Raw genomic sequence first — 22,723 nt, 5'->3', positions numbered from 1 at the left:
TGGCCTGAAACGTGCTGAGCCGATCCGGTCATTGATCGTATCGCGCGGCGACCGATCTATCGCCTGCGACACGAGCCCTCTACGTTCCTGACAGCAGGTGGCTTCGCATCAGCGAGGGAAGGATCTGCCATGACCGAGCTTCACCCGGAAGTCGCAGCCGTCACCGAGCGCGTGGTGACGCGCTCCAAGGCGAGCCGGCGCACCTATCTCGACTTGATCGCCCGCGAACGCGATGGCGGCGTGCACCGGCCGATGCTCAATTGCGGCAACCTCGCCCATGGCTTCGCGGCCTCCGGCGAGGACAAGCCGGCGATCAAGGCCGGCCGGGGCATGAATATCGGCATCGTCACCGCCTATAACGACATGCTGTCGGCGCATCAGCCTTACGGCCGCTACCCGGAGCAGATGAAGCTGTTCGCCCGCGAGGTCGGTGCCACGGCCCAGGTGGCGGGCGGTGTCCCGGCCATGTGCGACGGCGTCACGCAAGGCCAGCGCGGCATGGAACTGTCGCTGTTCTCGCGCGACACCATCGCGCTCTCCACGGCGGTGGGGCTCAGCCACGGCATGTTCGACGGGGCGGCCCTGCTCGGCATCTGCGACAAGATCGTGCCGGGCCTGCTCATCGGGGCGCTGCGCTTCGGGCACCTGCCGCAGATCCTGATCCCGGCCGGACCGATGCCCTCGGGCCTCGCCAACAAGGAGAAGCAGCGCATCCGCCAGCTCTATGCCGAGGGCAAGGTCGGCCGCGACGAGCTGCTGGAATCGGAATCCGCCGCCTATCACGGGGCGGGGACCTGCACCTTCTACGGCACCGCAAATTCCAACCAGATGATGATGGACGTGATGGGCCTGCACATGCCCGGCGCCTCCTTCATCAATCCCGGCACGAAGCTGCGCCAGGCGGTGACCCGCGCGGCCGTCCACCGGCTCACGGAGATCGGTGCCGCCGGCAACGATTACCGCCCCCTCGGGCGCTGCGTCGACGAGAAGGCCATCGTCAACGCGATCATCGGCCTCCTGGCCACCGGCGGCTCCACCAACCATGCCATCCACCTGCCGGCCATCGCCAGGGCCGCCGGGATCATCGTCGACTGGGAGGATTTCGACAGGCTCTCGGCGGTCATCCCGCAGGTGGCCAAGGTCTATCCCAACGGCTCCGGGGACGTGAACCACTTCCACGCCGCCGGCGGCATGTCCTACGTCATCGCCAGCCTGATCGACGCGGGCCTGCTGCACGACGACATCCTCACCGTGGCCGGCCGGCGCCTGCGCGACCACGCCCGCGACCCGAAGCTCATCGAGGACGCACTGGTGTTCGAGGACGCGCCCGCTTCCTCCCATGACGAGAGCATCCTGCGCGGCCCCGCCAACGCCTTCCAGCCGGATGGCGGGATGCGGCTGGTGAAAGGCAATCTCGGCCGGGCCACCTTCAAGACCAGCGCCGTCGATCCCTCGCGCTGGACGGTGGAGGCACCGGCACGGGTGTTCGACGACCAGGACGATGTCATGGCTGCCTTCAAGGCGGGCGAACTGGAGCGGGACGTGGTCGTCGTCGTGCGTTTCCAGGGGCCGAAAGCCAACGGAATGCCCGAATTGCACAAACTGACGCCTCAGCTCGGCGTCCTGCAGGATCGCGGCTTCCGCGTCGCCCTCGTCACCGACGGGCGGATGTCCGGCGCCTCTGGAAAGGTACCGGCGGCGATCCATCTGAGCCCGGAGGCCCTCGGCGGCGGTCCGCTCGGCAAGCTGCGCGACGGCGACATCGTCCGCCTCAGCGCTGAGGACGGAACGCTCCAGGCCCTCGTCGACCCGGCGGAATGGGAGGCGCGGGAGGGCGCCACCCCGCCGCCGCCGGCTTTCGGGACTGGGCGCGAGCTCTTCGCCTTCATGCGCCACGGGGCGGACGGGGCAGAGCAGGGCGCGTCCGCGATGCTCAGCGCCGCCGGATTGTAGGACGGTCTTATTGCAGGGTTGTCTTCCGGCCCCTCGGCTCGCGCGTGTCTCCGAGATGGGAAGCAAGGCGCGGGTCCCCCCTTGGAAGGAGAGGGCGCCTGTCGAGAGCGCTCGATCCGGGACAACCGAACGGACACCGCCTCCCTTTCACGACCCAGAGGACGATTTCATGACCACCATCGACGCGCTGATGCGCTCCGTTCCCGTGATCCCCGTCCTCGTGATCGAGGACACCGCCCATGCCGAGCCGATCGCCAGGGCGCTGGTGGATGGCGGCCTGACGGCCCTGGAGGTCACCCTGCGGACCCCCGCTGCCCTGGAGGTGATCCGCATCATGGCGCAAGTGGAGGGGGCCGTCGTCGGCGCGGGCACCGTGCTCAACGAGCGGGATCTCGACGCGGCGATGGAGGCGGGCGCGCAGTTCATCGTCAGCCCCGGTCTCACCGACCCGCTGACGAAGGCCGCCATCGCTCGCGGCATCCCGTTCCTGCCGGGCGTCGCCAATGCCGCCGACATCATGCGCGGCCTCGACCACGGGCTCGACCGGTTCAAGTTCTTTCCCGCCGAGGCGGCCGGGGGCGTCAAGGCCCTGAAGGCCCTCACCGGCCCGTTCGGGCAGGTCCGCTTCTGCCCGACCGGCGGGATCACCGAGGCGACCGCACCGGATTGGCTGAAGATCGCGCAGGTTCTCTGCGTCGGCGGCAGCTGGGTCGTCCCGGCCGGCGAGCCGCAGCCGGAAGCCATCCGCCGGGCGGCGAGGGTCGCGTCGGGCCTGCGCCCGCATTGACCCGCCGTATCGATCCGACGGAGCCTCGGCTCCGCGACGGCGGCGCCCGCCGATTCGCGGCCGGTCCCGTCGAAGGGTGCTTGCGCGGCTAAGAAAAGGGAATAACCTCCTCTCGGATCGACATCACGAAGGACTTGATCTTCGAGGTCGAAGCACCGCCGAAAGTTCGCGCTCACCCCGTATTTGAGGTGATGGGCCGGTCGATCGGATCACCGGGCGTCACGACTTCGCGATGCGACGGTGCAAGGCATGAGGCATGTCGAGTGTGGCATGTGTCATGCAAGACCTAGACAACGTTTCTGCCGGTGAGGAAGTGCGATGCAGTCCAGGCTGACGACTTACATCTTCATCGGCATGCTTCTGGGCATCGCGGTCGGGTATCTCTGTAACATCACATGGCCGGACCCTCAGACGTCCAAGGAAATCTCCGGCTATATCGCCCTTGTCAGTGACGTGTTCCTGCGCCTGATCAAGATGATCATCGCGCCGCTGGTCTTCTCGACCCTCGTCGTCGGCATCGCGCATATGGGCGACACCGCCTCCGTCGGCCGCGTCGGCGGCAAGGCGATGCTGTGGTTCGTCGGCGCGTCCCTGTGCTCGCTGCTGCTCGGCCTGGTGATGGTCAACATCCTGCGGCCCGGCGATGCCCTGAACCTGCCGCTGCCGGATGCCGGCGCGACCACCAACCTCAAGGCCGCGTCGCTCTCGCTCAAGGAATTCGTCACCCATCTGGTGCCGAAGAGCCCCGTGGAGGCGATGGCCAACAACGAAATCCTGCAGATCGTCGTGTTCTCGATCTTCTTCGGCGTGGCCCTCGCGGCTTTGGGGGAGAAGGGCAAGCTCCTGGCCGAGGGCATCGAGGGCCTCGCCGACGTGATGCTGAAGATCACCGGCTACGTCATGGGTTTCGCCCCCGTCGCGGTGTTCGCGGCCATCGCGGCGACGATCACCACGCAGGGCATCGGCGTCCTCGTGACCTACGGCAAGTTCATGGTGGAGTTCTACTTCAGCCTCGCCATGCTGTGGTGCCTGCTGGCCTTCGCCGGCTTCCTGCTGGTCGGAAAGCAGATGCGGCGGCTCCTCAACCTGATCAAGGAGCCGTTCCTCCTCGCCTTTTCCACCGCATCGAGCGAGGCGGCCTATCCGAAGACCCTGCAGAATCTCGAGCGCTTCGGCGTGCCCAACAAGATCACCTCGTTCGTCCTACCGATGGGGTATTCGTTCAATCTCGACGGCTCGATGATGTACTGCACCTTCGCGGTGATGTTCATCGCACAGGCCTACAACATCCCGCTGACCCTCGGGCAGCAGATGACCATGCTGTTGCTGCTGATGGTGACGTCGAAGGGCATGGCCGGCGTGCCCCGCGCCTCGCTGGTGGTGATCTCCGCCACGCTCTCGACCTTCCACATCCCGGAGGCCGGCCTCCTCCTCATCATCGGCATCGACCAGTTCCTCGACATGGGCCGCTCGGCCACCAACGTCCTGGGCAACAGCGTCGCAACCGTCGCCGTGGCGAAATGGGAGGGGCAGCTGGAACTGACCGACCAGAGCCTCGACCGGGACGTGTCGCCCTTGGCCGAGCCGGCCTGAACCGCCGGCGGCATCGCTCGCCGCCGATCGCAACCCCTATGGCATGACGGGACACGGACAATGCACGCGAAAGGCATGAGGGCAGTGGCCGCCGGGGCCCTGGTGCTCGCCTTGAGCGCCGCGCCCGCTTCCGCCGTCGATGTCCTCACCGGCACGCTGAAGAAGATTGGCGAATCGCGGGCCGTCACCCTCGGCTATCGCGAAAACTCGCTGCCCTTCTCGTTCAAGGACGCGGCCGGGCATCCGGTGGGATACGCGATCGATCTCTGCCTGGAGGTGGTCGATGCCATCGGCAAGGAGATCGGCCGCACCGATCTCACCGTGCGCTACGAGCCCGTCACCCCGGAGACCCGGATCGCGGCGGTCACCTCGGGCAAGATCGACCTCGAATGCGGGTCGACCACGGCGAATGCGGAGCGCCGCAAGCTCGTGGCGTTCTCGCCCATCACCTATTTCAGCGCCACCAAGCTCCTGGTGAAGCGCGGCGCGCCCATCGGCTCCTATCGCGACCTCTCCGGCAAGACCGTCGCGGTCACCGCCGGCACCACCAACGAGGCGGCCCTGCGCGCGCTGGTGGCGCGGTCGAACCTCTCCGCCACCATCGTCACGGGCCGCGACCACGCCGAATCCTTCGCCATGGTCAGGGACGGCCGGGCCGACGCGCTGGGGCTCGACGATGTCCTGCTCTATGGACTCATCGCGGCGGCCGGCCCGGACGGGGCGTCCTACACCGTGCTGGCGGACAAGCTGTCCTTCGAGCCCTACGGCTTGATGTTCCGCAAGGACGACCTGCAATTCGCTGGCGTCGTGAACGCCGCCTTCGAGCGTCTGGCCGAGTCGCGCGAGCTGCGCTGGATCTACGAGCGCTGGTTCCTCAAACGGCTGCCGAACGGCGAGCGCCTGAATGTCCCCATGTCCGATGAGCTGAGAACGAATTTCCAGGTCATCGGGCTTCAGGACTGAGCCGATGTCAGGATTGCCGGCCCACGGCGCTTGACGGCTCCGCCGCCGCATGTGGCTTCGGCGGTGCCGCCGCAAGCGTGGCGTGAGGGAGAATACCGATGGCGACGGACACGCAGAATCCCACCGAGGCGCCGGCCGAGAACATCGCCGTCGCCACCGTGCGGACCGTCGAGATGGAGGGCGCGCGGACGCGGACCGAGCACGATCTTCTCGGCTATGGTGAAGTGCCCGCCGGCGCCTATTGGGGGATCCACACCAAGCGCGCGGTCGCCAACTTCCCCATCACCGGCGTGCCGGTGGGGCACTTTCCCGAATTCGTCAGAAGCCTCGCCCTGGTGAAGCAGGCGGCCGCCCGCGCCAACCGGCGGCTGGGCTACCTTTCCGCCGACAAGGCCGATGCCATCGACCGTGCCTGCACCCTCGTCGCCACCGAGCCGCGCTTTGCCGAATCGTTCGTGGTCGACGCGATCCAGGGCGGGGCCGGCACGTCGACCAACATGAACGCCAACGAGGTCATCGCCAACGTCGCCCTGGAACTGATGGGACACCCGCTGGGGCATTACGCGGCGCTCCACCCCAACGACGACGTCAACATGGCGCAATCCACCAACGACGCCTATCCGACCGCCCTGCGCCTCGCCGTCATGTTCGCGACCCAGCCCCTCATCAAGGCCCTCGACGACCTCGCCTACGCCTTCAAGGGCAAGGCCGTGGAATTCGCCGATGTCCTCAAGATGGGCCGCACCCAGCTGATGGATGCGGTGCCGATGACCCTGGGTCAGGAATTCGACGGGTTCCACGCCACCATGAAGGAGGATGTGGCCCGGCTGAACGAGATCGTCGGGCTGTTCCGCGAGGTCAATCTAGGTGCCACCGCCATCGGCACCGGCATCAATGCGGACCCGCGCTATGCGTCCCTGGCGGTGGAGGAGCTGTCGCGCATCTCCGGGCACCCGATGGTGCTCGCCTCGAACCTGATCGAGGCGACGTCCGATCTCGGCGCGTTCGTGCTGTTCTCGGGCGTGCTGAAGCGCGTGGCGGTGAAGCTCTCCAAGATCTGCAACGATTTGCGCCTGCTCTCGAGCGGGCCGCGCACCGGCTTCGGCGAGATCCGGCTCCCAGCCGTCCAGGCCGGTTCCTCGATCATGCCGGGCAAAGTCAATCCGGTGATACCGGAGGTGGTCAATCAGGTCGCCTTCCTGGTGATCGGCCACGACCTCACCGTGACTCTCTGCGCCGAGGGCGGGCAACTCCAGCTCAATGCGTTCGAGCCGACCATCGGATATTGCGTTCTCAGCTCCCTGCGCATGCTCACCGCCGCGGTGGATACCCTCACGAAACGCTGCATCGAAGGGATCGAGGCGGATCGCGAACGATGCCGCTCCCTCGTCCATGGTTCCATCGGCCTCGTGACCGCCCTGGTGCCGGCCTTGGGGTACGAGGCGTGCTCCAGGGTGGCCCAGCGTGCCCTGGCGGAGAATCGCCCGGTGGCCGACATCGTGCTGGAGGAAGGGCTTCTGACGGAGAGCCAGCTGGATCACCTGCTCGAACTCGAAGCGATGACCCGTCCGTCCCGTGTGAGGCGCAACAATCCGGGGGCCTGACGGCCATCGCCGAGAAAATGACCCATCCCTCCGGCGCCGGTGCGTGGGCCGGCGCCGGACCGGGCCAATGTCCGACTCATGACGGTCCCGTGACGGTGCGAAGCACAAAAACTAAGCAAAGGGTGCGCTGGCGGGAACAACTGATCTCAATAGCGCCGCAGGATGCATTGGTTTTCTTCTCCGAGCCCCCGCTCTGCACATCAATCGGTCCCGGCGATGACATGGTTTGCCGCCTGACGAACGTTGCAGCGCCGCCACAGCAGTTCAGAACCGATGTGGCATTCGCGATTCCGAGTTGCTCGCAGGAACCCGCTCGCACAGAGTGAATACGCACTGGGGAAACCCCGGGGCACGGTCGGAACGGGGCACTTAAGTCCTGCCGGCTAACAAATAAAGGCAAACGAACGCCGGTCTATGCCGGGTTGAAGTTGCCTGTCCCTCGGGTCTCGAAGCTTTTGGAGATATCAATGAAGCTCTTGAAGAGCTCACTCCTCGGTACCGCCGCAGCCTTTGCGTCGGTCGCTGGAGCGCATGCCGCCGACCTTCCCGTGAAGAAGGCCGTGCCGATCGAATACGTCCGTGTCTGCTCCGCCTACGGCGCCGGCTTCTTCTACATCCCCGGAACGGATACCTGCATCCGTCTCTCGGGCCGCGCCCGCCTCGACATCGGCTACCAGCCGACGGACAGCCGCTCCGGGTCCAACGGCGACACGACCGGCTATATCGGTCTCGCCCGCATCAACGTCGATGCCCGCACCCAGACGGCTTACGGCACCCTGCGCGCCTTCACCCGCATCCAGTTCGCCTCGCGCACCAGCGCCACCGGCGGCCTCCGCTCCGGCACCCAGGAGCGCATCGGCTCCGCCTTCGGTGCAACCGGCCAGGACCAGTTCGGCCGCGCCCAGCAGTTCGTGAATACCGACAAGGCGTTCATCCAGTTCGCCGGCCTCACCGCCGGTCGCGCCTCCTCGTTCTTCGACTTTTACGCCCACGACTTCGAGTTCGCCGGCGCGACCCTGAACTCGGACGTCCAGTCCACCAACCTCTTGGCCTACTCGGCCAAGTTCGGTGAAGGTTTCTCGGCCACGATCTCGCTCGAAGACCCGACCTTCCGTCGCAACACGATCTATTCGCAGAACTACGCTTCCGGTACTGCGACTGCTCCGTCGCCCGTGTTCCTTGGCAACGCTCTGGTCACGCCGGCGGGTGCTCTCTTCGGCACGGTCCAGCCGATCTATGGCAACCTCGACGTGGCTCAGCGTAACCGCATGCCCGACTTCGTCGGTGTTCTGCGTTACGATGCGGCTTGGGGTTCCGCTCAGATCTCGGCGGCTGTCAAGGAGATCAATGCTGGCAACTTTGTCAGCGGATCGTACCTCGTCAACGGCGGGACGCCCGCCGCGACGACCGTCATCGCTGGCGCGTCCGCTCTGACAGGGGCCCGTCCTGCGAACGAGTATGGCTGGGCTGTGCAAGGCGGTGTGAAGATCAACACCCCGTTCATCGCTCCCGGCGATACCCTTTACCTGCAGGGTGCCTATGGCGAGGGTGCGACCCTCTACACGGGCTACTCGTCCTACAACGGTTCCTACGCCTCCTTCGCAAGCACCATCAACGGCGCTGCCTTCGACCCCTACATGTCGGACGCGACGCTCAACCCCGCCACGGGCAAGATCGAGACCTCCACCAGCTTCACCGTGGTTGGCTCTTTCCTGCACTACTGGTCGCCTGAATGGCGTTCCGCCGTGTTCGGCAGCTACGGCGAGATGTCGTTTGCTCGTGGCGCTCGTGAGGCGAATGCCGTTGCTTTCCAGACTGTCAGCTCGACCGCTCAGTTCACCGGTCGGCCTGGAGTGGCGGGTGATCCTTCCTTCTCAGTCAGCCCGGTTCTGCGTGACACCTACCAGATCGTCGCCGGCGCAAGCCTGATCTGGTCGCCGGTGAAGGACCTCGATATCGGTGTCGAGGGCTTCTACACCAAGGTCGGCGTCCAGAACGGCCGTGTCGTGGATCGCACCCAGTCGAGCGGCAACGTCAACGCTGCGAGCATCGCCTCCGGCGCCGTTCGCACCGTGACCGCGGACGACACCTACCAGGTGCGTATGCGCGTCCAGCGCGACTTCTAAGCATTGATGGTGGGCGGGATCGGAGCCATCTCCGATCCCGCAAGATCATTCAAGATGTTCTGGAAAAGGCCCGGCTGCATAGCCGGGCCTTTTTCATGTGTTGTGCCGGTGCGCGTGCCTCTGGTCTTCCCCGACCCGGTACAATTTCAAATGCGGGGCATTGTATCACCAAAATGGATAAAGGTCGCGCGCGCGGCACGCCGATTGCTATAACATCGTCGAGCGGTTGACATCTCCGGTGACGCCTCATTCACCGATTGCGATGGGCGAGACCGCTGCTACGTTGAACCTCACGTGCCGGTCGTCCGATCGGCGAGAACCCCTCCGGGAGCCAGCCTTCACATGCATTTTGGTCATCACAGGTCCGCCGCTCTGTCGGCGGCGGTCGTCCTCGCATCGGCAATGGGCATCACGCTCGGCGCATCCGGTGCCCGTGCCCAGGAACTGACCGGTACCCTCAAGAAGATCAAAGAGACCGGCGAAATCACCATCGGCTATCGCGACGCTTCGGTCCCGTTCTCCTACCTCGACGGCGACCAGAAGCCGGTCGGCTACGCCTTCGAGATCTGTAAGAAGATCGCCGAGGCGGTGAAGACCAACCTGAAGCTGACGAAGCTCGAGGTGAAGCTCAATCCCGTCACCTCCGCCACCCGCATCCCGCTGATCGCCAACGGCACCGTCGATCTCGAATGCGGCTCGACCACCAACAACGTCGACCGCCAGAAGCAGGTCGCCTTCACCAACACCCACTTCCTCACCGCCACCCGCTACGTGGCGAAGAAATCGGCCAAGCTCGACACGATCGAGGATCTCAAGGGCAAGACCGTCGTCTCCACCTCGGGCACCACAAACATCCGCCAGATCAACGAGGCCAATACCGCGCGCAACCTCGGCCTGACGATCCTGCCCGCCAAGGATCACGCCGAAGCCTTCCTCATGGTCGAGACCGGCCGCGCCGCCGCCTTCGTGATGGACGACGTGCTCCTCGCCTCCCTGGCCGCCAGCTCCAAGGAGCCGGGTGCCTATGCGATCTCCAGCGAGGCCCTGTCGAAGCCCGAGCCCTACGGCATCATGCTCCGCAAGGACGACGCGCCGTTCAAGGCCGTGGTCGATGAGGCGACGGCCAAGCTCTACAAGAGCCCCGAGGGCAAGGCCCTGTACGACACCTGGTTCACCAGGCCGATCCCGCCTCGCGGCATCAACCTCAGCCTTCCCATGAGTGAGCCCATGAAGAAGGCCTTCGAGTCGCCGAGCGACAGCGCCGACCCGGCCGCCTACTAAGCCGCCGCATCGGAGCAGACGACAGGCGATGAACTATAACTGGAACTGGCGGATCTTCTTCGAACCGTCGCCGGAAGGCACCGGCACCTATGCCGACATGCTTCTCTCCGGCCTCTCCTGGACGATCGCCACGGCGCTCTGTTCCTGGATCATCGCCTTCTCCCTCGGCTCGCTCATCGGGGTGCTGCGCACCCTTCCGAGCCGGGGGGCCCAACGGGTCGGCACCACCTATGTGGAGCTGTTCCGCAACATCCCGCTCCTCGTGCAGATGTTCCTCTGGTTCTACGTAGTGCCGGAGATCCTGCCCGGCTCCTGGGGGACCTGGCTGAAACAGCTGCCGAACTCGTCATTCTACACGGCGGTCCTCTGCCTCGGCTTCTTCACGGCCTCCCGCGTCGCCGAGCAGGTCCGCACCGGCATCGAGACCTTGCCGCGCGGCCAGCGCATGGCCGGGACGGCTCTGGGCCTCACCACGTGGCAGACCTATCGCTACGTGCTGCTGCCCAACGCCTACCGGGTGATCCTGCCGCCGCTGACCTCCGAGTTCCTGAACAACCTCAAGAACACCTCGGTGGCGCTCACCATCGGCCTGCTCGAACTCACCGCGCGGGCGCGCTCGATGCAGGAATTCTCCTCGCAGGTCTTCGAATCCTTCACGGCGGCGACGGTCATCTATCTCGGCATCAGCCTGATCGTGGTGACGCTGTCGAGCAAACTCGAGACGCGCATCGCCGTCCCGGGATCGCGCTGATGACGGCGCGCTCCCTCCCCCCATCCTTCGCGACCGTCAGACGGGACTAGAGGACCGATGTTCACGGATTTCGACTTCGGAGTCGTCCTCTCATCCTTGCCGTACCTGTTCGGGACGGGAATGGTGTTCACGCTGACGCTCACCGCGCTCGCCGCCTCGGGCGGCATCATCCTCGGCACCATCATCGCGATGATGCGTCTCTCCGGGATCACCGCCCTGGCGCTCCCGGCCAAGATCTACGTGAACTTCATGAGGTCGCTGCCGCTCGTGCTGGTGATCTTCTGGTTCTACTTCCTCGTTCCCTATATCGGCCAATGGATGACGGGCGCGTCGCGGCCGATCTCGGTGGGCGCCTTCACCTCGGCCCTCGTCACCTTCACCCTGTTCGAGGCGGCGTTCTTCTCCGAGATCATGCGCGCCGGCATCCAGGCGATCCCGAAGGGGCAGACGGCGGCGGCGCAGGCCATCGGCCTGACCTACGGCCAGACCATGCGGACGGTGATCCTGCCGCAGGCCTTCCGCAACATGCTGCCGCTGCTGCTGACCCAGACCATCGTGCTCTTCCAGGACACGTCCCTGGTCTACGTCATCTCGCTCACCGACTTCCTCGGCGCCGCCTCGAAGGTCGCCCAGCGCGATGGTCGTCTCGTGGAGATGTATCTGTTCGCCGCGGCCGTCTACCTGGTGATCTGCATCACCGCCTCGACCCTCGTCCGGCGTCTTCAGCGCCGCGTCGCCATCATCCGCTAAGCTCTCGAGGATCCGTCATGTCCGCCATCGATCCCCAGGCTTCGACGAAGCCGATGATCGCCATCGACAACATCAGCAAGTGGTATGGCCCGGTCCAGGTTCTCAACGGCTGTACGACGCAGGTCACCAAGGGCGAGGTGGTCGTCGTGTGCGGCCCCTCCGGGTCGGGCAAGTCGACCCTCATCAAGACGGTCAACGCCCTGGAGCCGATCCAGAAGGGGGCGATCACCGTCGACGGCATCGGCGTCCAGGCCAAGGGCACCAACCTGCCCAAGCTGCGCGCCCGCGTCGGCATGGTGTTCCAGCATTTCGAGCTGTTCCCCCACCTGTCGATCATCGACAACCTGATGCTCGGCCAGTGCAAGGTGCTGGGACGGGCCAAGGACGATGCCCATGACCGCGGCCTGAAGCTCCTCGGGCGGGTCGGCCTCTCGGCGCATTCGCACAAATATCCGGGCCAGCTTTCCGGCGGTCAGCAGCAGCGCGTCGCCATCGCCCGCGCCCTGTCGATGAACCCCATCGTCATGCTGTTCGACGAGCCGACTTCGGCCCTCGACCCGGAGATGGTCGGCGAGGTCCTCGACGTGATGATCGAGCTCGCCCGCGAAGGCATGACGATGATGGTCGTCACCCACGAGATGGGCTTTGCCCGCAAGGTGGCCAACCGCGTGGTGTTCATGGATCGCGGCGAGATCGTCGAGGACGCCACCAAGGACGACTTCTTCGACAAGCCGCGTTCCGAGCGCGCGCAGACCTTCCTGTCGAAGATCCTGGCGCACTGATACCAAACCGGGGGCGAGGGCAATCCATGCTCTCGCCCCTGGAACCCCATGGCTACCGGCTCAGGCATAGCCCGGCGTGGCCTCCGCCCGCCGCCGAATCGTTGCCGCGATCGCGTCCAGGCGCTCGCCGCCGACGAATGCCCGGACGGCCAGGAAGTAGGTTTCCTCGCCCAGCGGCAGGTAATCGAGCGCGAACCGCTCCGCGATGGCGCGGGTGCCCATTCCCACATCGGCCGCCCCTGACGCGATCAGGGCCGCGACGGCCTGATGCGTGAACTCCTCCGTCTCGTAGCCGCGAATGTCGCCCCCGCCGATGCCGGCCTCGGCGCAGAGCCGGTCGAACCAGATCCGCGTCCCCGCACCGAGCTGCCGGTTGACGAAGCGGATGCCGCCCGTGGTCAGGTCCGTGATGGCGGAGACGGCGAAAGGATTGCCCCGCTGCAGCATCAGGCCCTGTTCGCGCCGCAGGATCGGGCGTGTGAGGAGGGCCGGGTCGGCGAGGATGTCGGCGAAGACCGAGCCCGGATCGGGCGTGGCCGCGCCGAAATGGAACCCCGCCCCATCGGCCCGCCCGGCCTTCAACTGCGAGAGGGCGTCCATGCTCCCCGCGATGGTCACCGCGATGCCGCCTATCTCGCGCAGAGCGTCGAGCAGGACCGAATCGTGGCTGACCGCGAAGGTCAGGGGGCCGGTGGCACGCCCGATCAGACCGGCGAGCGTCGCCTCCAACCGCTTTTCTTCTCGATCAATGATCTCTCCGCTCGCCCGTGATGCGTCGCCGAGCGCCTGATGGAAGGCGGCACCGAAGGGCGTCAGAACGCTGCCGTGCCCCTTGGTCTTTCGGATGACGGGCTGCCCGAGCGTGTCCTCAAGGATCTGGAAGCGGCCCCAAGCCGAGCGATAGGACAGGTCGAGCCGCGCCGCGGCACCCTGCAGCGACCCTTCCGTGGCGACGGCGTCCAGAAGCGCCAGGGTGGGGGCGAAGGCGAGTTGCCGGCCCGCCGCCGCGATGGTCCCGTCGAGGATCAATCCCACCTTCATAGGCAATCCGTTTCCTATTGAACTGGCAGGGAGAGGGATAGCATGAGGGGGCGAGAGTGCCTCACACAACTCCCCGTCCCGGTCGGCTCATTCTCGAAGCACCACGGCGCAGCGGGAGTTTTGCGAGAGACATTCGCCGCGCACAGCACCGGGGCCATGTTCCAGACCCTTGAGGAGACGTTCAGACGGCTCACCGCCCTCGATCCGGAGGTGGTCGCCATTGCCGGCCTGTCGCTGCGGGTGAGCCTGTCGGCGGTAGGGCTCGGTACCCTCGTCGGCGTGCCCCTCGGCGCCCTCGTCGCCGTGTCGGCATGTCCGGGGCGAAGGCTGGTCACCGGATGCCTCAACGCGGCGATGGGCCTGCCGCCGGTGGTCATCGGCCTCGTCCTCTATCTTCTCCTGTCGCGGTCCGGTCCGCTTGGGTGGCTGGGCCTCCTGTTCACGCCGGGCGCGATGATCGCAGCGCAGACGGTGCTCGTCGTCCCGCTCATCGCGGCCCTCGCACGCCAGATCGTCGCCGACGCGGAGGAGCATCTCGGCGAGCAGCTTCGCTCCCTCGGCCTCGGACCCGCCCGGCGGGCCGCGATCCTGATCTACGATACGCGCTTCTCCCTGGTGACGGCGGTCCTCGCCGCCTTCGGCCGCGCCATCTCTGAGATCGGGGCAGTCCTGGTCGTGGGCGGCAATATCGATGGGCACACCCGCACCATGACGACGGCGATCTCCCTGGAGACGCAGAAGGGCGACCTGCCCCTCGCCTTGGCCCTCGGCCTCGTCCTCATCGCCATCGTCCTCGTCGTCAGCGCGACCGCCTCGCTGCTCCGCTCCCATGCCATGCGGGCCTACGGATGAGCGCGGCGCTTCCCATCGTCATCGACAGTTTGCGCTACCGGGTGGGAGACATGCCCATCCTCAACGGCATCGACATGTCGGTGACGTCCTCCGGCATCACGGCGATTATCGGCGCGAACGGCGCCGGCAAGAGCGTGCTCCTGCGCCTCATCGACGGATTGCTGGCCCCGACGGGCGGGACGATCCGCATCGGGCCATCCGACCGTCCTCCTCCGAGCACCGCCTTCGTGTTCCAGCGGCCCGGCCTCGTCCGTGCGAGTGCCGCCGCCAACGTGGCCCTGGCTCTCGCGCCGCTCGGCCTCGGCGCGGGCGAGCGGGCTGAACGGGTGCGGGCCGCGCTCCGGCATGTGGGGCTCTCCGAGCGGGCCGGCGCTCCGGCCACCCGCCTGTCGGGGGGCGAGCAGCAGCGCCTCGCCCTCGCGCGGGCCTGGGCGCGGGCGCCCGATCTCCTCCTGCTCGACGAGCCCACCGCCAATCTCGATCCGGCCTCGTCCCACGTCATCGAGGATCTCGTGGCGTCGATGGCGGTGGCCGGCACGAAGGTCGTCCTCGTCTCGCACAATCTCGGTCAGGTCATGCGTCTGGCCGAGGATGTGGTCGTCCTCGCCGCCGGCCTCGCCGTCGAGCACGGGCCCGTGCGCACCACCCTGTCATCCCCCCGTTCGCCGCAGGCGCGGGCCTATCTCACCGGAGAAATGCCATGGACTTCCTTCGCCGCTCTCTCCTGAGCTTCGGCCTCATCGTCGCCGTCTCCGGATTGTCGTCCGCGCCGGGTGCCGCCGAGCCCGCCGAGACCATCACGGTGGCCTCGACCACCTCCACCGAGCAATCGGGCCTGTTCAAGGAGTTGCTGCCCAAGTTCACGCAGGCCAGCGGCATCGGCGTGAAGGTGGTGGCCCTCGGCACTGGGCAGGCCCTCGACGCGGCCCGACGCGGGGATGCCGAGGTGGCCCTCGTCCACGACACCGCCGCCGAAGAGAAATTCGTCGGCGAGGGGTGGAGCACGAAGCGCTATCCCGTGATGTACAACGACTTCGTCATCGTCGGCCCGAAGGACGATCCGGCCCGCGTCGCTGGCGCCAGCGTCGTCGAGGCCCTGCGCAAGATCGCCGCCGCCAAGGCGCTCTTCGTCTCGCGCGGCGACCGCTCGGGCACCCACAGCGCCGAGCTGCGCTACTGGAAGGAGGCCGGCCTCGATCTCGGCGCCGTGCGCGGCGATTGGTACAAGGATGTGGGCCAGGGGATGGGGCCGGCGCTCAACACCGCCTCGGCCGCCAATGCCTACGTCCTCAGCGACCGGGGCACGTGGCTGTCGTTCAAGAACCGGGGCGACCTCAAGATCCTGGTGGAAGGCGACAAGCGCCTCTTCAACCAATACGGCGTGATGGTCGTGAACCCGGAAAAACATCCGCAGGTGAAGGCGAAGGCGGCGCAGGCCTTCGTGGATTGGCTCGTCTCCGCCCCGGGCCAGGCGGCCATCGCGGCCTACCGGATCAACGGGGAGCAGCTCTTCTTTCCCAATGCGGAAGCCCAATGACGGCCGGTCCCCGACGAACGGGCGCGCTGCGCCGCCCTTGACACCTTCCGCGTGCCGCGCACCTTCCTTGGTCAATCGCGCCGTTGCAGATGCGGCGGCTGGCCTCGGGAGGGCCGTGTCATGATGGGTTTGGGTTTCAGAGGGTTGTCCATCGTCGCCGTGACGGCGGCGATGGCGATGGTTCCGGCAATCGCCTCGGCCGAGTCGGCGGGCAAGCCGGCCAATATCTGCAAGGAACTCACGGCGTTCCTGCATCCGCCGGCTCAGCCGGCCGCGTCCGGTTCGGCGACGGCCCAGACGAGCACGGCCGTCACCGCTCCGGGTTCGGGCTCGCAGAAACCCTCCGGCAGTGAGACGCAGAAGGATTCGGGCCTGAGCGGTCCCACGGCCTCCAACGGTCCCGGTGCCTCCGGTCCCCAGGGGGCGACCCAGAACGCCGCGGCCCCCTCGGGCGCGTCGGCCCAGGCCCCAGCCCCCGCGGCCGCCCCCGCCGCTCCGTCCGCGCCACCGCCGAAGACGCCGAGTGCCGCCTTCATCGAACAGGGCGATGCCGCGGCCGGCGCCAACGACATCGCCGGGTGCCAGCGGGTCGCCCGAATGATCCGCCGCGACGGCGTCGTCATGCCGTCACCGCTCATGTCGCTGGCCGCCCTCGATCTGAAGTATCTCGAAGCGGCGCGGTAGGTCCGATCTCATCTCGACGACGAGAAACGGCCCCTTGCGAGGGGCCGTTTTCATTTCGTCGCCGCGCTCGGAGCCTGTTCGATCGACCTTGGCAGATGCTCAAGCCAGCGTCGATCATCCGCCAATGTCGATCATCCCAGCCGATCACCTCATCCTGAGGTGCCCGCGTCAGCGGGCCTCGAAGGAGGCCTCCAGTTGTCGCGCGATCCCTGGAGCCCTCCTTCGAGGCCGCTACGCGGCACCTCAGGATGAGGTGAAGGCTTGGAACAACAGATCAAAAACTGCCTTTTAACGACGGCCCTGATCGCCGATCGGCTCGGGCGATGCGGTCGCCCGTTTCCAGATGAACGCCACGGCGACGACGAGCACGGCGCAGAGCGCGGCGGCGGCCTGGTGCGCGTGGGGCACGGAGGCCACGTGTTCGGCGATGTAGGGATCGGTGACGATCATCTCGCCGGCGATCCAGCCGAGAAGCGCGGCGCCCGCCCAGATGACGAGGGGAAACCGCTTCAGCAGCGTCGTGATGAGGGAGGCGCCCGCCACGATCAGCGGGATCGACAGCAGCAGGCCGAAGACGAACAGTGAGACTTCGCCTTTCGCCACGGCGGCGATGGCGACCACGTTGTCGAGACTCATGACGGCGTCGGCGATGGCGATGGTCCGCACCGCCTTCCACAGGGTCGCGCTGTCCTTCACCGCGTGACCTTCCTCGTCTTCACCGAGGGCGAGCTTCACCGCGATCCAGAGGAGCAGGAGCCCGCCGCCGATCCGCAGGAACGGCACCGCCAGCAGATAGGTGATGACGACGGCAAACAGGATGCGCAGCCCCACGGCCGTCCCCGCGCCGAGGAGGATGCCGGTCCGGCGTTGCTCGGGGGGCAGGGATCGGCAGGCCATGGCGATGACGACCGCGTTGTCGCCGGAGAGGAGCAGGTCGATCCAGACGATCTGCAGCACCGAGACGAGGAAGTGCGAGTCGAGAAAGTCCATCGGCGCTTTCGGTCGGGTCGGAGTGGCAAATGGAGACAGGTGAGCGGCCCCCCGCTCGAAAGCGGATCGACCTCGGCCATGACCCGGCACATCGTGCCGGAGCCCGCGCAATGCAAGCGTCGGTCACGCTCTGCGCGATGGCGACGGGAGATTCCCTATCGGTACAGCACGACGTGCGGATAGACCTCGATCGTGTCGCCGGGCTCGATCGCGGTCACCTCGTCGTGGAGCGCCGCCAGCCCGTCGCTGCCCGTGAGCGAGGTGAGGAGGCCGGCGCCGTCACGGGGGAACTTCACCGCCTCCAACCCGCCATCGGCGACGCGCCTCAGGCTGACGCGCACGAACTCGCGCCGGCCGGCCTTCTTGCGATAGGCGAAGGTGGAGCGAACCGGGATCGCGAGGGGTGCGTCGAGACGTTCGCCGCCCAGGCGCGCCAGCAGGGGGCGCACCACGAAGAGCAGGGTCACGTAGGCGGCCACGGGATTGCCCGGCAACCCGACGAAGGGCGTACCCCGCACGACGCCCATGGCCACCGGACGGCCCGGCTTGATGCCGAGACGCCAGAACACCAGGCTGCCGACACTCTCCACCGCCGGTTTCACGTGGTCCTCCTCGCCGGTGGAGACCCCGCCGGAGGTGAGGAGGAGATCGTGGGCGGACGCGGCCTCGGCGAGGTGGGCTGCGAGAACAGCCCGGTCGTCGCGCAGGATTCCGAGGTCGCTCACCTCGGCGCCGAGGCGCTTCAGCAGGGCGACCAGCATCACCCGGTTGGAATCGTGGATCGCCCCCGGTGCCAGGACGGCGCCCGGTTCGGCCAGTTCGTCGCCGGTGGAGAACACCGCCACTTTGAGACGGCGGCGGACGGCCAGGGACGAGCGGCCGGTGGCGGCGGCCAAGGCCACGTCCTGCGGCGAGAGGCGCCGCCCGGCGGTGACGATGGTGCCGCCCTTGGGTACGTCCTCGCCGGCGAGCCGGCGGTTCGCCCCGCGCTTCAGGCCTGGAGGCAGGACGATGCCGGTCCCCTCCAGCGTCACGTCCTCCTGCATGAAGACCGTGTCGGCGCCGTCCGGCATCCGCGCGCCGGTGAAGATGCGGACCGCGCTCGGGCCGCCCGCCATCGTCAGTCCGGCTTGGCCGGCGGCGACCCGGCCTTCGACGATCATCCGCATCTCAGCCGAAGGGGCGAGGTCGGCATGGCGCACGGCGTAGCCGTCCACCGCCGAATTGTCGAAGGGCGGCAGGTCGATCCCGGCGGTCACGTCCTCCGCCGCGACGCGTCCGTCCGCCTCGTGCAGCGGCACGGTCTCGATCCCGGCCAGGACGGGAAGCCGCTCCGCGATCAGCGCGAGGGCGTCGTCGACGCTCATCAATCGTCCGCCGAAGGCGAAGCAATCGTCAGTCAGCTGCGCCATGGCCTTCGATCCTGTTCAGGATGGCATCGACCGGTTCCGCCAGGGACGCGACGAGATCGGCGATGGCCGCCACGTCGTCGAGATCGACCACGGGGATCCCCGCATCAGGGAACGCCCGGTCGCTGGCGATGGCGACGATGTTCTCGTCCTGCGGATGAAGCGGCGGACGGCCGTTGGCGTTCCGATGGATTTCGATCTTTGGATGGCCCTCGCGCTTGAAGCCCTCCACCAGCACGAGATCGCAGGGGCCGAGACGTCGCAGCAACTCGGCGAGGCTCGCCTCCTGGCCGTCGCGCACCTCGTGCATCTGCACCCACCGGACGGCGGACGAGATCAGCACCTCCGACGCGCCCGCCTGGCGATGCCGGTACGAATCCTTGCCCGGCTGATCCACGTCGAAGGCGTGATGCGCGTGCTTGATGGTGGAGACCGTCAGCCCACGGGCGATCAGCGCGGGGATGAGCTTGGCGAGCAGGGTGGTCTTGCCCGCCCCGCTCCAGCCGGCAAGGCCCATCACCCGCATCGCGTGCTCCGTCATGGCAGGGTCCGCGTGCGGGGAAAGCCGAGCTCGGCCAGCGCCGAATCGGTCTCCGGCTCGCCGAGGAGAGAGAGGAAGGCGGCAAGAGCCGGTTCCCGCGCCCGGTCCCCGGCATAGGCGAAATCGTAGCGCTCGTCGGTGAGCGGCAGAAAGCCGAGGCCGTAGGCGCGGGCGACGCTCTCGATGGCGACACCCCAATCCGCCCGGCCCTGGGCCACGGCGGCGGCCACGGCGTTGTGCGAACGGGGCTGGTTCCAGAACCCCGACGGCCGGGCGCCGTTCAGCACCCCGTCGATGAGGAGCCGCGTCCCCGATCCGGTGTTGCGGTTCACCATGATCGCGTCCGGGTCGCGGACCAGGGCCGAGACTACCTCCGCCGCGTCGCGCCCCGCGAACCGGGCATCGCCGGGGCGGAACACGACGCCCTGCATCCGCCCCCAGCCTTCCGCGAGGAGCAAGCCCGGCGTGAGGAAGGGCGTGTTGTAGCGGCCGGTCTCGGGGTCGAGGAGATGCATCGCGGCGATGTCGCATTCGCCCCGCTTGAGGGAGGCGAGGCCCCCCGAGGACCCGACCCAGATGGTGCGGGCGCGGATGCCGCGCTCGGCCAGGCGTCCGACGACGGCGTCGAGGCCGATGCAATGGCTGCCCACGATGGTGAGATCGGGCGCGCGGGTGCCGGCCCCGATCCGCGACAGGCTCACCCGCTCGCCGGCCTCCATCCCCGCCCGCGCGGCGGGAATCGCGAAGAAGCCGTCGGCCTGGGAGAAGGCCGTCACCGAGCCGGAGCCCTTGGAGAGCGGGACCGCGACGGGAGCGTCCCGCCCATGGGTGAGCGACGCCATGACGAATTCCATCCGCCCGCGTTCGGAGGCGATGCGCTGGGGAAGGACAGCCTCGACGCTGTCCTCCTCCCGTGGGGGAAGCCCCGCCAGCGACCGGACGAGCGGCACCACGAAGTCGTGGAAGGTGAACATCGCGGAGGTCGGGAAGCCCGGCAGCACGACGATGGCCTTGTCCTGCGCCTTGGCGAGGCAGAGGGGCTTGCCGGGCTTGAGCGCGACCCCGTGGACGAGGATACCGGGCTCGCCGAGGCGCGAGAGGATGCGGTGCGAGACGTCGCCCGCCCCCTTCGAGGTCCCCCCGGACAGGACGACGACGTCGCAATCCGACACGGCCGCGCGGATCGCGGCTTCGAGCGCCGTCTCGTCATCCGCGACGATGCCGAAGGGCACGGGGTCGCCGCCATTCTCGGCGACCGAGGCGGCGATGATGGCCCCGTTCGAATCGTAGATGCCGGCGGCCGGCAGGGGCTGGCCCGGAGCCACAAGCTCGTCGCCGGTGGAGAGCACGGCGATCCTCGGCCGGCGCACCACCTCGACCGCGGCGAGGCCGCAGGCGGCGAGCATGCCGATTTCCCGCGCGGTGATCACGGTGCCTTTGCGCAGGACCGTCTCGCCGCGCGCCATGTCGGAGCCGGCATAGCCGACGAACTGCCCGGGTGCCGCCACCCGGTCGAGATCGATGGCGAGCGGTCCTTCGCCGGATGCGATGCCGGTGGCCTCCACCATCACCGCCGCGTCGGCCCCGCGCGGCATCACGCCGCCGGTGGCGATGGCCGTCGCCGTGCCGGGCAGGACGACGAGCCGGGGCGCGACGCCGCAGGCGAGGATCTCGTGGTTGAGGCCGAGCCGGCGCGGCTCGGCCTGGCTCGCGCCCATCGTGTCGGAGGCGCGGAGGGCAAAGCCGTCGACGAGGGCGCGGTCGAAGGGAGGCACGTCGATGGGCGAGGCGACATCGCCCGCCAAGGCGCGTCCGAGGCAGGCGGCCAGCGGCACGCTCTCCGCCGGCAGCGCCGCATGCGGGATCGCCGCGCGAAACCGTGCGACGGCCTCGTCCCGGCCGACCACCTGGAGGAACTGCTCCTGGCGTGCCGCGCGCGACAGCCTCGCCAGGAAATCCTCTTTCGTCTCAACTCCGTCGGGGCGGTTCACAGGGGCACGATCTCGATCCACTCGCCTTCAGGGTAGCCTTCCCGCTCCGGCGGCACCAGAACCGCGCCCTCGGCGAGGATCAGGCGACGCAGCGGCAGATCCCCGCCGCCGATGGGCTCCACCCCCTCCCGCGTCCTCCGCACGAAGACGACTTCGCTCATGCCGACGGTCGAGGCGATCTTCCGGGTCAGGTGGCCTTTGACGCCCTCGGGCGGACTCGCTCCCGAGAGACGGGCCAGCAAGGGCCGCCCGAGGGCGAGGAGTGTCGCGAGGGCCGCGTCCGGCCGGCCGGGCAGCAGCAGGATCGGAACCGCCCCGATCCGCCCGAAGCCGGCGCTCTCCCCCGGATGAAGGGCGATCCCGTGCGCGTCGAGGCGGCCCGTTCGGGCGAGGGCCTCCGCACTGTGATCGGCGCGGCCGAACCCGGTGCCGCCGACGACGAACACCGCGTCGGCCCCATCGACCCGCAGCGCGGCGATGATGGAGTCCACGTCGCGGGCGGAGTCGCTCGACGTGACGCGGCCCCCCGCCGCCGCGACCCAATCGGCAACCGCCGAGGCGGACCCGCGACCGATCCCGACGATGTGGATATGGGGGCTTCGGACCACGACCGTCTCGATCCCGGCGCCAAGGAGGGCAAGGGCACGGAGCGGCGTCAACCGCTCGCCGGCCCGCGCCAGCACGTCCCCGCGCGCGACCTCCTGACCGACGCGGGAGATGCCCTCGCCCTGCGCCGCATCGGCGACGATGTCCCCGTCGGCGCCGACCGCGTCCGGCATCAACACGGTGTCGGTGCCCGGCGGCAGCGCGTCGCCATCCTCCACCCATGGGGGCGGTCCTCGCAGAGTGACGGGTGCGTAGGGGGAGGCGCCGGTCACATCCCCGGCGGCCACGGCCCAACCGTCCCGACGCGCACGCGGCTCGGCGGGACGATCGGTGGGGGCCACCCCATCCTCGGCCAGGACGAAGCCGATTCCGTCCCGGACGGGCACGAGGATGGGGGCGACGGGCGCGACTGCGAGAAGTCGCGCCGAGGCCTCGTCTAGGGGCATCGAGGCCGAAGTGGCGGACCGGATCGACATGCACCG

The 22,723-nt window shown here is 68.0% G+C and carries 20 protein-coding genes; 14 read left to right on the top strand and 6 right to left on the bottom strand.

The window, feature by feature from the left end; genetic code table 11:
* Positions 1-129 precede the first annotated feature (129 nt).
* From edd to A3OM_RS0116230, 10 genes are all read left to right on the top strand, one after another.
* The gene (gene edd / locus A3OM_RS0116280) at positions 130-1,953 is read left to right on the top strand and encodes a phosphogluconate dehydratase (RefSeq protein WP_018044831.1); all 1,824 of its coding nucleotides are present in this window, start codon (positions 130-132) and stop codon (positions 1,951-1,953) included.
* Positions 1,954-2,122: 169 nt separating this feature from the next.
* The gene (gene eda / locus A3OM_RS0116275; RefSeq protein ID WP_018044830.1) at positions 2,123-2,740 is read left to right on the top strand and encodes a bifunctional 4-hydroxy-2-oxoglutarate aldolase/2-dehydro-3-deoxy-phosphogluconate aldolase; all 618 of its coding nucleotides are present in this window, start codon (positions 2,123-2,125) and stop codon (positions 2,738-2,740) included.
* Between the two features lie 318 nt (positions 2,741-3,058).
* Positions 3,059-4,333 carry a dicarboxylate/amino acid:cation symporter gene (locus A3OM_RS0116270; RefSeq protein WP_018044829.1) on the top strand — a complete coding sequence of 425 codons (1,275 nt, stop codon included), beginning with the start codon at positions 3,059-3,061 and terminating at the stop codon, positions 4,331-4,333.
* 60 nt (positions 4,334-4,393) lie between these two features.
* On the top strand, positions 4,394-5,296 hold the full coding sequence (locus A3OM_RS0116265) for an amino acid ABC transporter substrate-binding protein (protein ID WP_026176113.1): 903 nt from the start codon (positions 4,394-4,396) through the stop codon (positions 5,294-5,296).
* Positions 5,297-5,394: 98 nt separating this feature from the next.
* Positions 5,395-6,900: an aspartate ammonia-lyase gene (locus A3OM_RS0116260; protein WP_018044827.1), complete on the top strand. Its 1,506-nt coding sequence runs from the start codon at positions 5,395-5,397 to the stop codon at positions 6,898-6,900.
* A gap of 467 nt (positions 6,901-7,367) precedes the next feature.
* Complete coding sequence (locus tag A3OM_RS0116255) at positions 7,368-9,026, top strand: porin (protein WP_018044826.1); 1,659 nt, start codon at positions 7,368-7,370, stop codon at positions 9,024-9,026.
* Between the two features lie 402 nt (positions 9,027-9,428).
* On the top strand, positions 9,429-10,307 hold the full coding sequence (locus A3OM_RS0116245; RefSeq protein WP_085984277.1) for an amino acid ABC transporter substrate-binding protein: 879 nt from the start codon (positions 9,429-9,431) through the stop codon (positions 10,305-10,307).
* A 28-nt stretch (positions 10,308-10,335) separates the two neighbouring features.
* A complete protein-coding gene (locus A3OM_RS0116240) occupies positions 10,336-11,058 on the top strand; it encodes an amino acid ABC transporter permease (protein ID WP_018044824.1) in 723 nt (240 codons plus the stop codon).
* A gap of 57 nt (positions 11,059-11,115) precedes the next feature.
* Positions 11,116-11,808 (top strand): ABC transporter permease subunit, encoded by a 693-nt coding sequence (locus A3OM_RS0116235; RefSeq protein WP_018044823.1) that lies wholly within the window; start codon positions 11,116-11,118, stop codon positions 11,806-11,808.
* A gap of 53 nt (positions 11,809-11,861) precedes the next feature.
* Entirely contained in the window at positions 11,862-12,590 is a 729-nt protein-coding gene (locus tag A3OM_RS0116230) for an amino acid ABC transporter ATP-binding protein (protein WP_198290855.1), read from the top strand.
* A gap of 60 nt (positions 12,591-12,650) precedes the next feature.
* On the opposite strand, the gene A3OM_RS0116225 is transcribed toward A3OM_RS0116230, so the two are convergent.
* Complete coding sequence (locus A3OM_RS0116225) at positions 12,651-13,631, bottom strand: substrate-binding domain-containing protein (protein ID WP_018044821.1); 981 nt, start codon at positions 13,629-13,631, stop codon at positions 12,651-12,653.
* A gap of 156 nt (positions 13,632-13,787) precedes the next feature.
* Between A3OM_RS0116225 and A3OM_RS0116220 the strand changes: the two genes are divergently transcribed.
* The 4 genes from A3OM_RS0116220 to A3OM_RS0116205 all read left to right on the top strand — a co-directional run bounded on the left by A3OM_RS0116220 (position 13,788) and on the right by A3OM_RS0116205 (position 16,704).
* Positions 13,788-14,483, top strand: a complete 696-nt coding sequence (locus tag A3OM_RS0116220; protein ID WP_018044820.1) for an ABC transporter permease — start codon at positions 13,788-13,790, stop codon at positions 14,481-14,483.
* Entirely contained in the window at positions 14,480-15,211 is a 732-nt protein-coding gene (locus A3OM_RS0116215) for an ATP-binding cassette domain-containing protein (protein WP_018044819.1), read from the top strand. Before A3OM_RS0116220 ends, A3OM_RS0116215 begins: the two co-directional genes overlap by 4 nt.
* The gene (locus A3OM_RS0116210) at positions 15,184-16,020 is read left to right on the top strand and encodes a substrate-binding domain-containing protein (RefSeq protein WP_018044818.1); all 837 of its coding nucleotides are present in this window, start codon (positions 15,184-15,186) and stop codon (positions 16,018-16,020) included. Before A3OM_RS0116215 ends, A3OM_RS0116210 begins: the two co-directional genes overlap by 28 nt.
* A gap of 120 nt (positions 16,021-16,140) precedes the next feature.
* Positions 16,141-16,704 (top strand): hypothetical protein, encoded by a 564-nt coding sequence (locus A3OM_RS0116205; RefSeq protein WP_244479004.1) that lies wholly within the window; start codon positions 16,141-16,143, stop codon positions 16,702-16,704.
* 288 nt (positions 16,705-16,992) lie between these two features.
* On the opposite strand, the gene A3OM_RS0116200 is transcribed toward A3OM_RS0116205, so the two are convergent.
* The 5 genes from A3OM_RS0116200 to A3OM_RS0116180 all read right to left on the bottom strand — a co-directional run bounded on the left by A3OM_RS0116200 (position 16,993) and on the right by A3OM_RS0116180 (position 22,717).
* Entirely contained in the window at positions 16,993-17,694 is a 702-nt protein-coding gene (locus A3OM_RS0116200) for a TerC family protein (RefSeq protein ID WP_018044816.1), read from the bottom strand.
* Positions 17,695-17,849: 155 nt separating this feature from the next.
* Complete coding sequence (gene glp / locus A3OM_RS0116195; RefSeq protein ID WP_018044815.1) at positions 17,850-19,106, bottom strand: gephyrin-like molybdotransferase Glp; 1,257 nt, start codon at positions 19,104-19,106, stop codon at positions 17,850-17,852.
* Positions 19,090-19,644 (bottom strand): molybdopterin-guanine dinucleotide biosynthesis protein B, encoded by a 555-nt coding sequence (gene mobB, locus A3OM_RS0116190; RefSeq protein ID WP_018044814.1) that lies wholly within the window; start codon positions 19,642-19,644, stop codon positions 19,090-19,092. Before mobB ends, glp begins: the two co-directional genes overlap by 17 nt.
* Positions 19,641-21,635, bottom strand: coding sequence for a molybdopterin biosynthesis protein (locus A3OM_RS0116185; protein WP_018044813.1), 1,995 nt, complete (start codon positions 21,633-21,635; stop codon positions 19,641-19,643). The genes mobB and A3OM_RS0116185 overlap by 4 nt, the downstream gene beginning before the upstream one ends.
* Positions 21,632-22,717 carry a molybdopterin-binding protein gene (locus A3OM_RS0116180; protein ID WP_018044812.1) on the bottom strand — a complete coding sequence of 362 codons (1,086 nt, stop codon included), beginning with the start codon at positions 22,715-22,717 and terminating at the stop codon, positions 21,632-21,634. The genes A3OM_RS0116185 and A3OM_RS0116180 overlap by 4 nt, the downstream gene beginning before the upstream one ends.
* Between the last annotated feature and the right edge of the window lie 6 nt (positions 22,718-22,723).

The organism is Methylobacterium sp. 88A (assembly GCF_000376345.1).
Classification (GTDB): domain Bacteria; phylum Pseudomonadota; class Alphaproteobacteria; order Rhizobiales; family Beijerinckiaceae; genus Methylobacterium; species Methylobacterium bullatum.
Note: the sequence above shows the minus strand (reverse complement) of the source record. Positions and strands in the feature narration are given on the sequence as shown.

Coding starts and splice junctions, on each gene's coding strand:
- A3OM_RS0116265 (WP_026176113.1), top strand. CDS start 4,394: ATGCACGCGAAAGGCATGAGGGCAGTGGCCGCCGGGGCCCTGGTGCTC.
- A3OM_RS0116245 (WP_085984277.1), top strand. CDS start 9,429: ATGGGCATCACGCTCGGCGCATCCGGTGCCCGTGCCCAGGAACTGACC.
- A3OM_RS0116210 (WP_018044818.1), top strand. CDS start 15,184: ATGGACTTCCTTCGCCGCTCTCTCCTGAGCTTCGGCCTCATCGTCGCC.
- A3OM_RS0116205 (WP_244479004.1), top strand. CDS start 16,141: ATGATGGGTTTGGGTTTCAGAGGGTTGTCCATCGTCGCCGTGACGGCG.
- A3OM_RS0116200 (WP_018044816.1), bottom strand. CDS start 17,694: ATGGACTTTCTCGACTCGCACTTCCTCGTCTCGGTGCTGCAGATCGTC.
- A3OM_RS0116270 (WP_018044829.1), top strand. CDS start 3,059: ATGCAGTCCAGGCTGACGACTTACATCTTCATCGGCATGCTTCTGGGC.
- eda (WP_018044830.1), top strand. CDS start 2,123: ATGACCACCATCGACGCGCTGATGCGCTCCGTTCCCGTGATCCCCGTC.
- A3OM_RS0116180 (WP_018044812.1), bottom strand. CDS start 22,717: ATGTCGATCCGGTCCGCCACTTCGGCCTCGATGCCCCTAGACGAGGCC.
- A3OM_RS0116225 (WP_018044821.1), bottom strand. CDS start 13,631: ATGAAGGTGGGATTGATCCTCGACGGGACCATCGCGGCGGCGGGCCGG.
- A3OM_RS0116260 (WP_018044827.1), top strand. CDS start 5,395: ATGGCGACGGACACGCAGAATCCCACCGAGGCGCCGGCCGAGAACATC.
- mobB (WP_018044814.1), bottom strand. CDS start 19,644: ATGACGGAGCACGCGATGCGGGTGATGGGCCTTGCCGGCTGGAGCGGG.
- glp (WP_018044815.1), bottom strand. CDS start 19,106: ATGGCGCAGCTGACTGACGATTGCTTCGCCTTCGGCGGACGATTGATG.
- A3OM_RS0116220 (WP_018044820.1), top strand. CDS start 13,788: ATGTTCCAGACCCTTGAGGAGACGTTCAGACGGCTCACCGCCCTCGAT.
- A3OM_RS0116255 (WP_018044826.1), top strand. CDS start 7,368: ATGAAGCTCTTGAAGAGCTCACTCCTCGGTACCGCCGCAGCCTTTGCG.
- A3OM_RS0116230 (WP_198290855.1), top strand. CDS start 11,862: ATGATCGCCATCGACAACATCAGCAAGTGGTATGGCCCGGTCCAGGTT.
- A3OM_RS0116240 (WP_018044824.1), top strand. CDS start 10,336: ATGAACTATAACTGGAACTGGCGGATCTTCTTCGAACCGTCGCCGGAA.
- A3OM_RS0116215 (WP_018044819.1), top strand. CDS start 14,480: ATGAGCGCGGCGCTTCCCATCGTCATCGACAGTTTGCGCTACCGGGTG.
- A3OM_RS0116235 (WP_018044823.1), top strand. CDS start 11,116: ATGTTCACGGATTTCGACTTCGGAGTCGTCCTCTCATCCTTGCCGTAC.
- edd (WP_018044831.1), top strand. CDS start 130: ATGACCGAGCTTCACCCGGAAGTCGCAGCCGTCACCGAGCGCGTGGTG.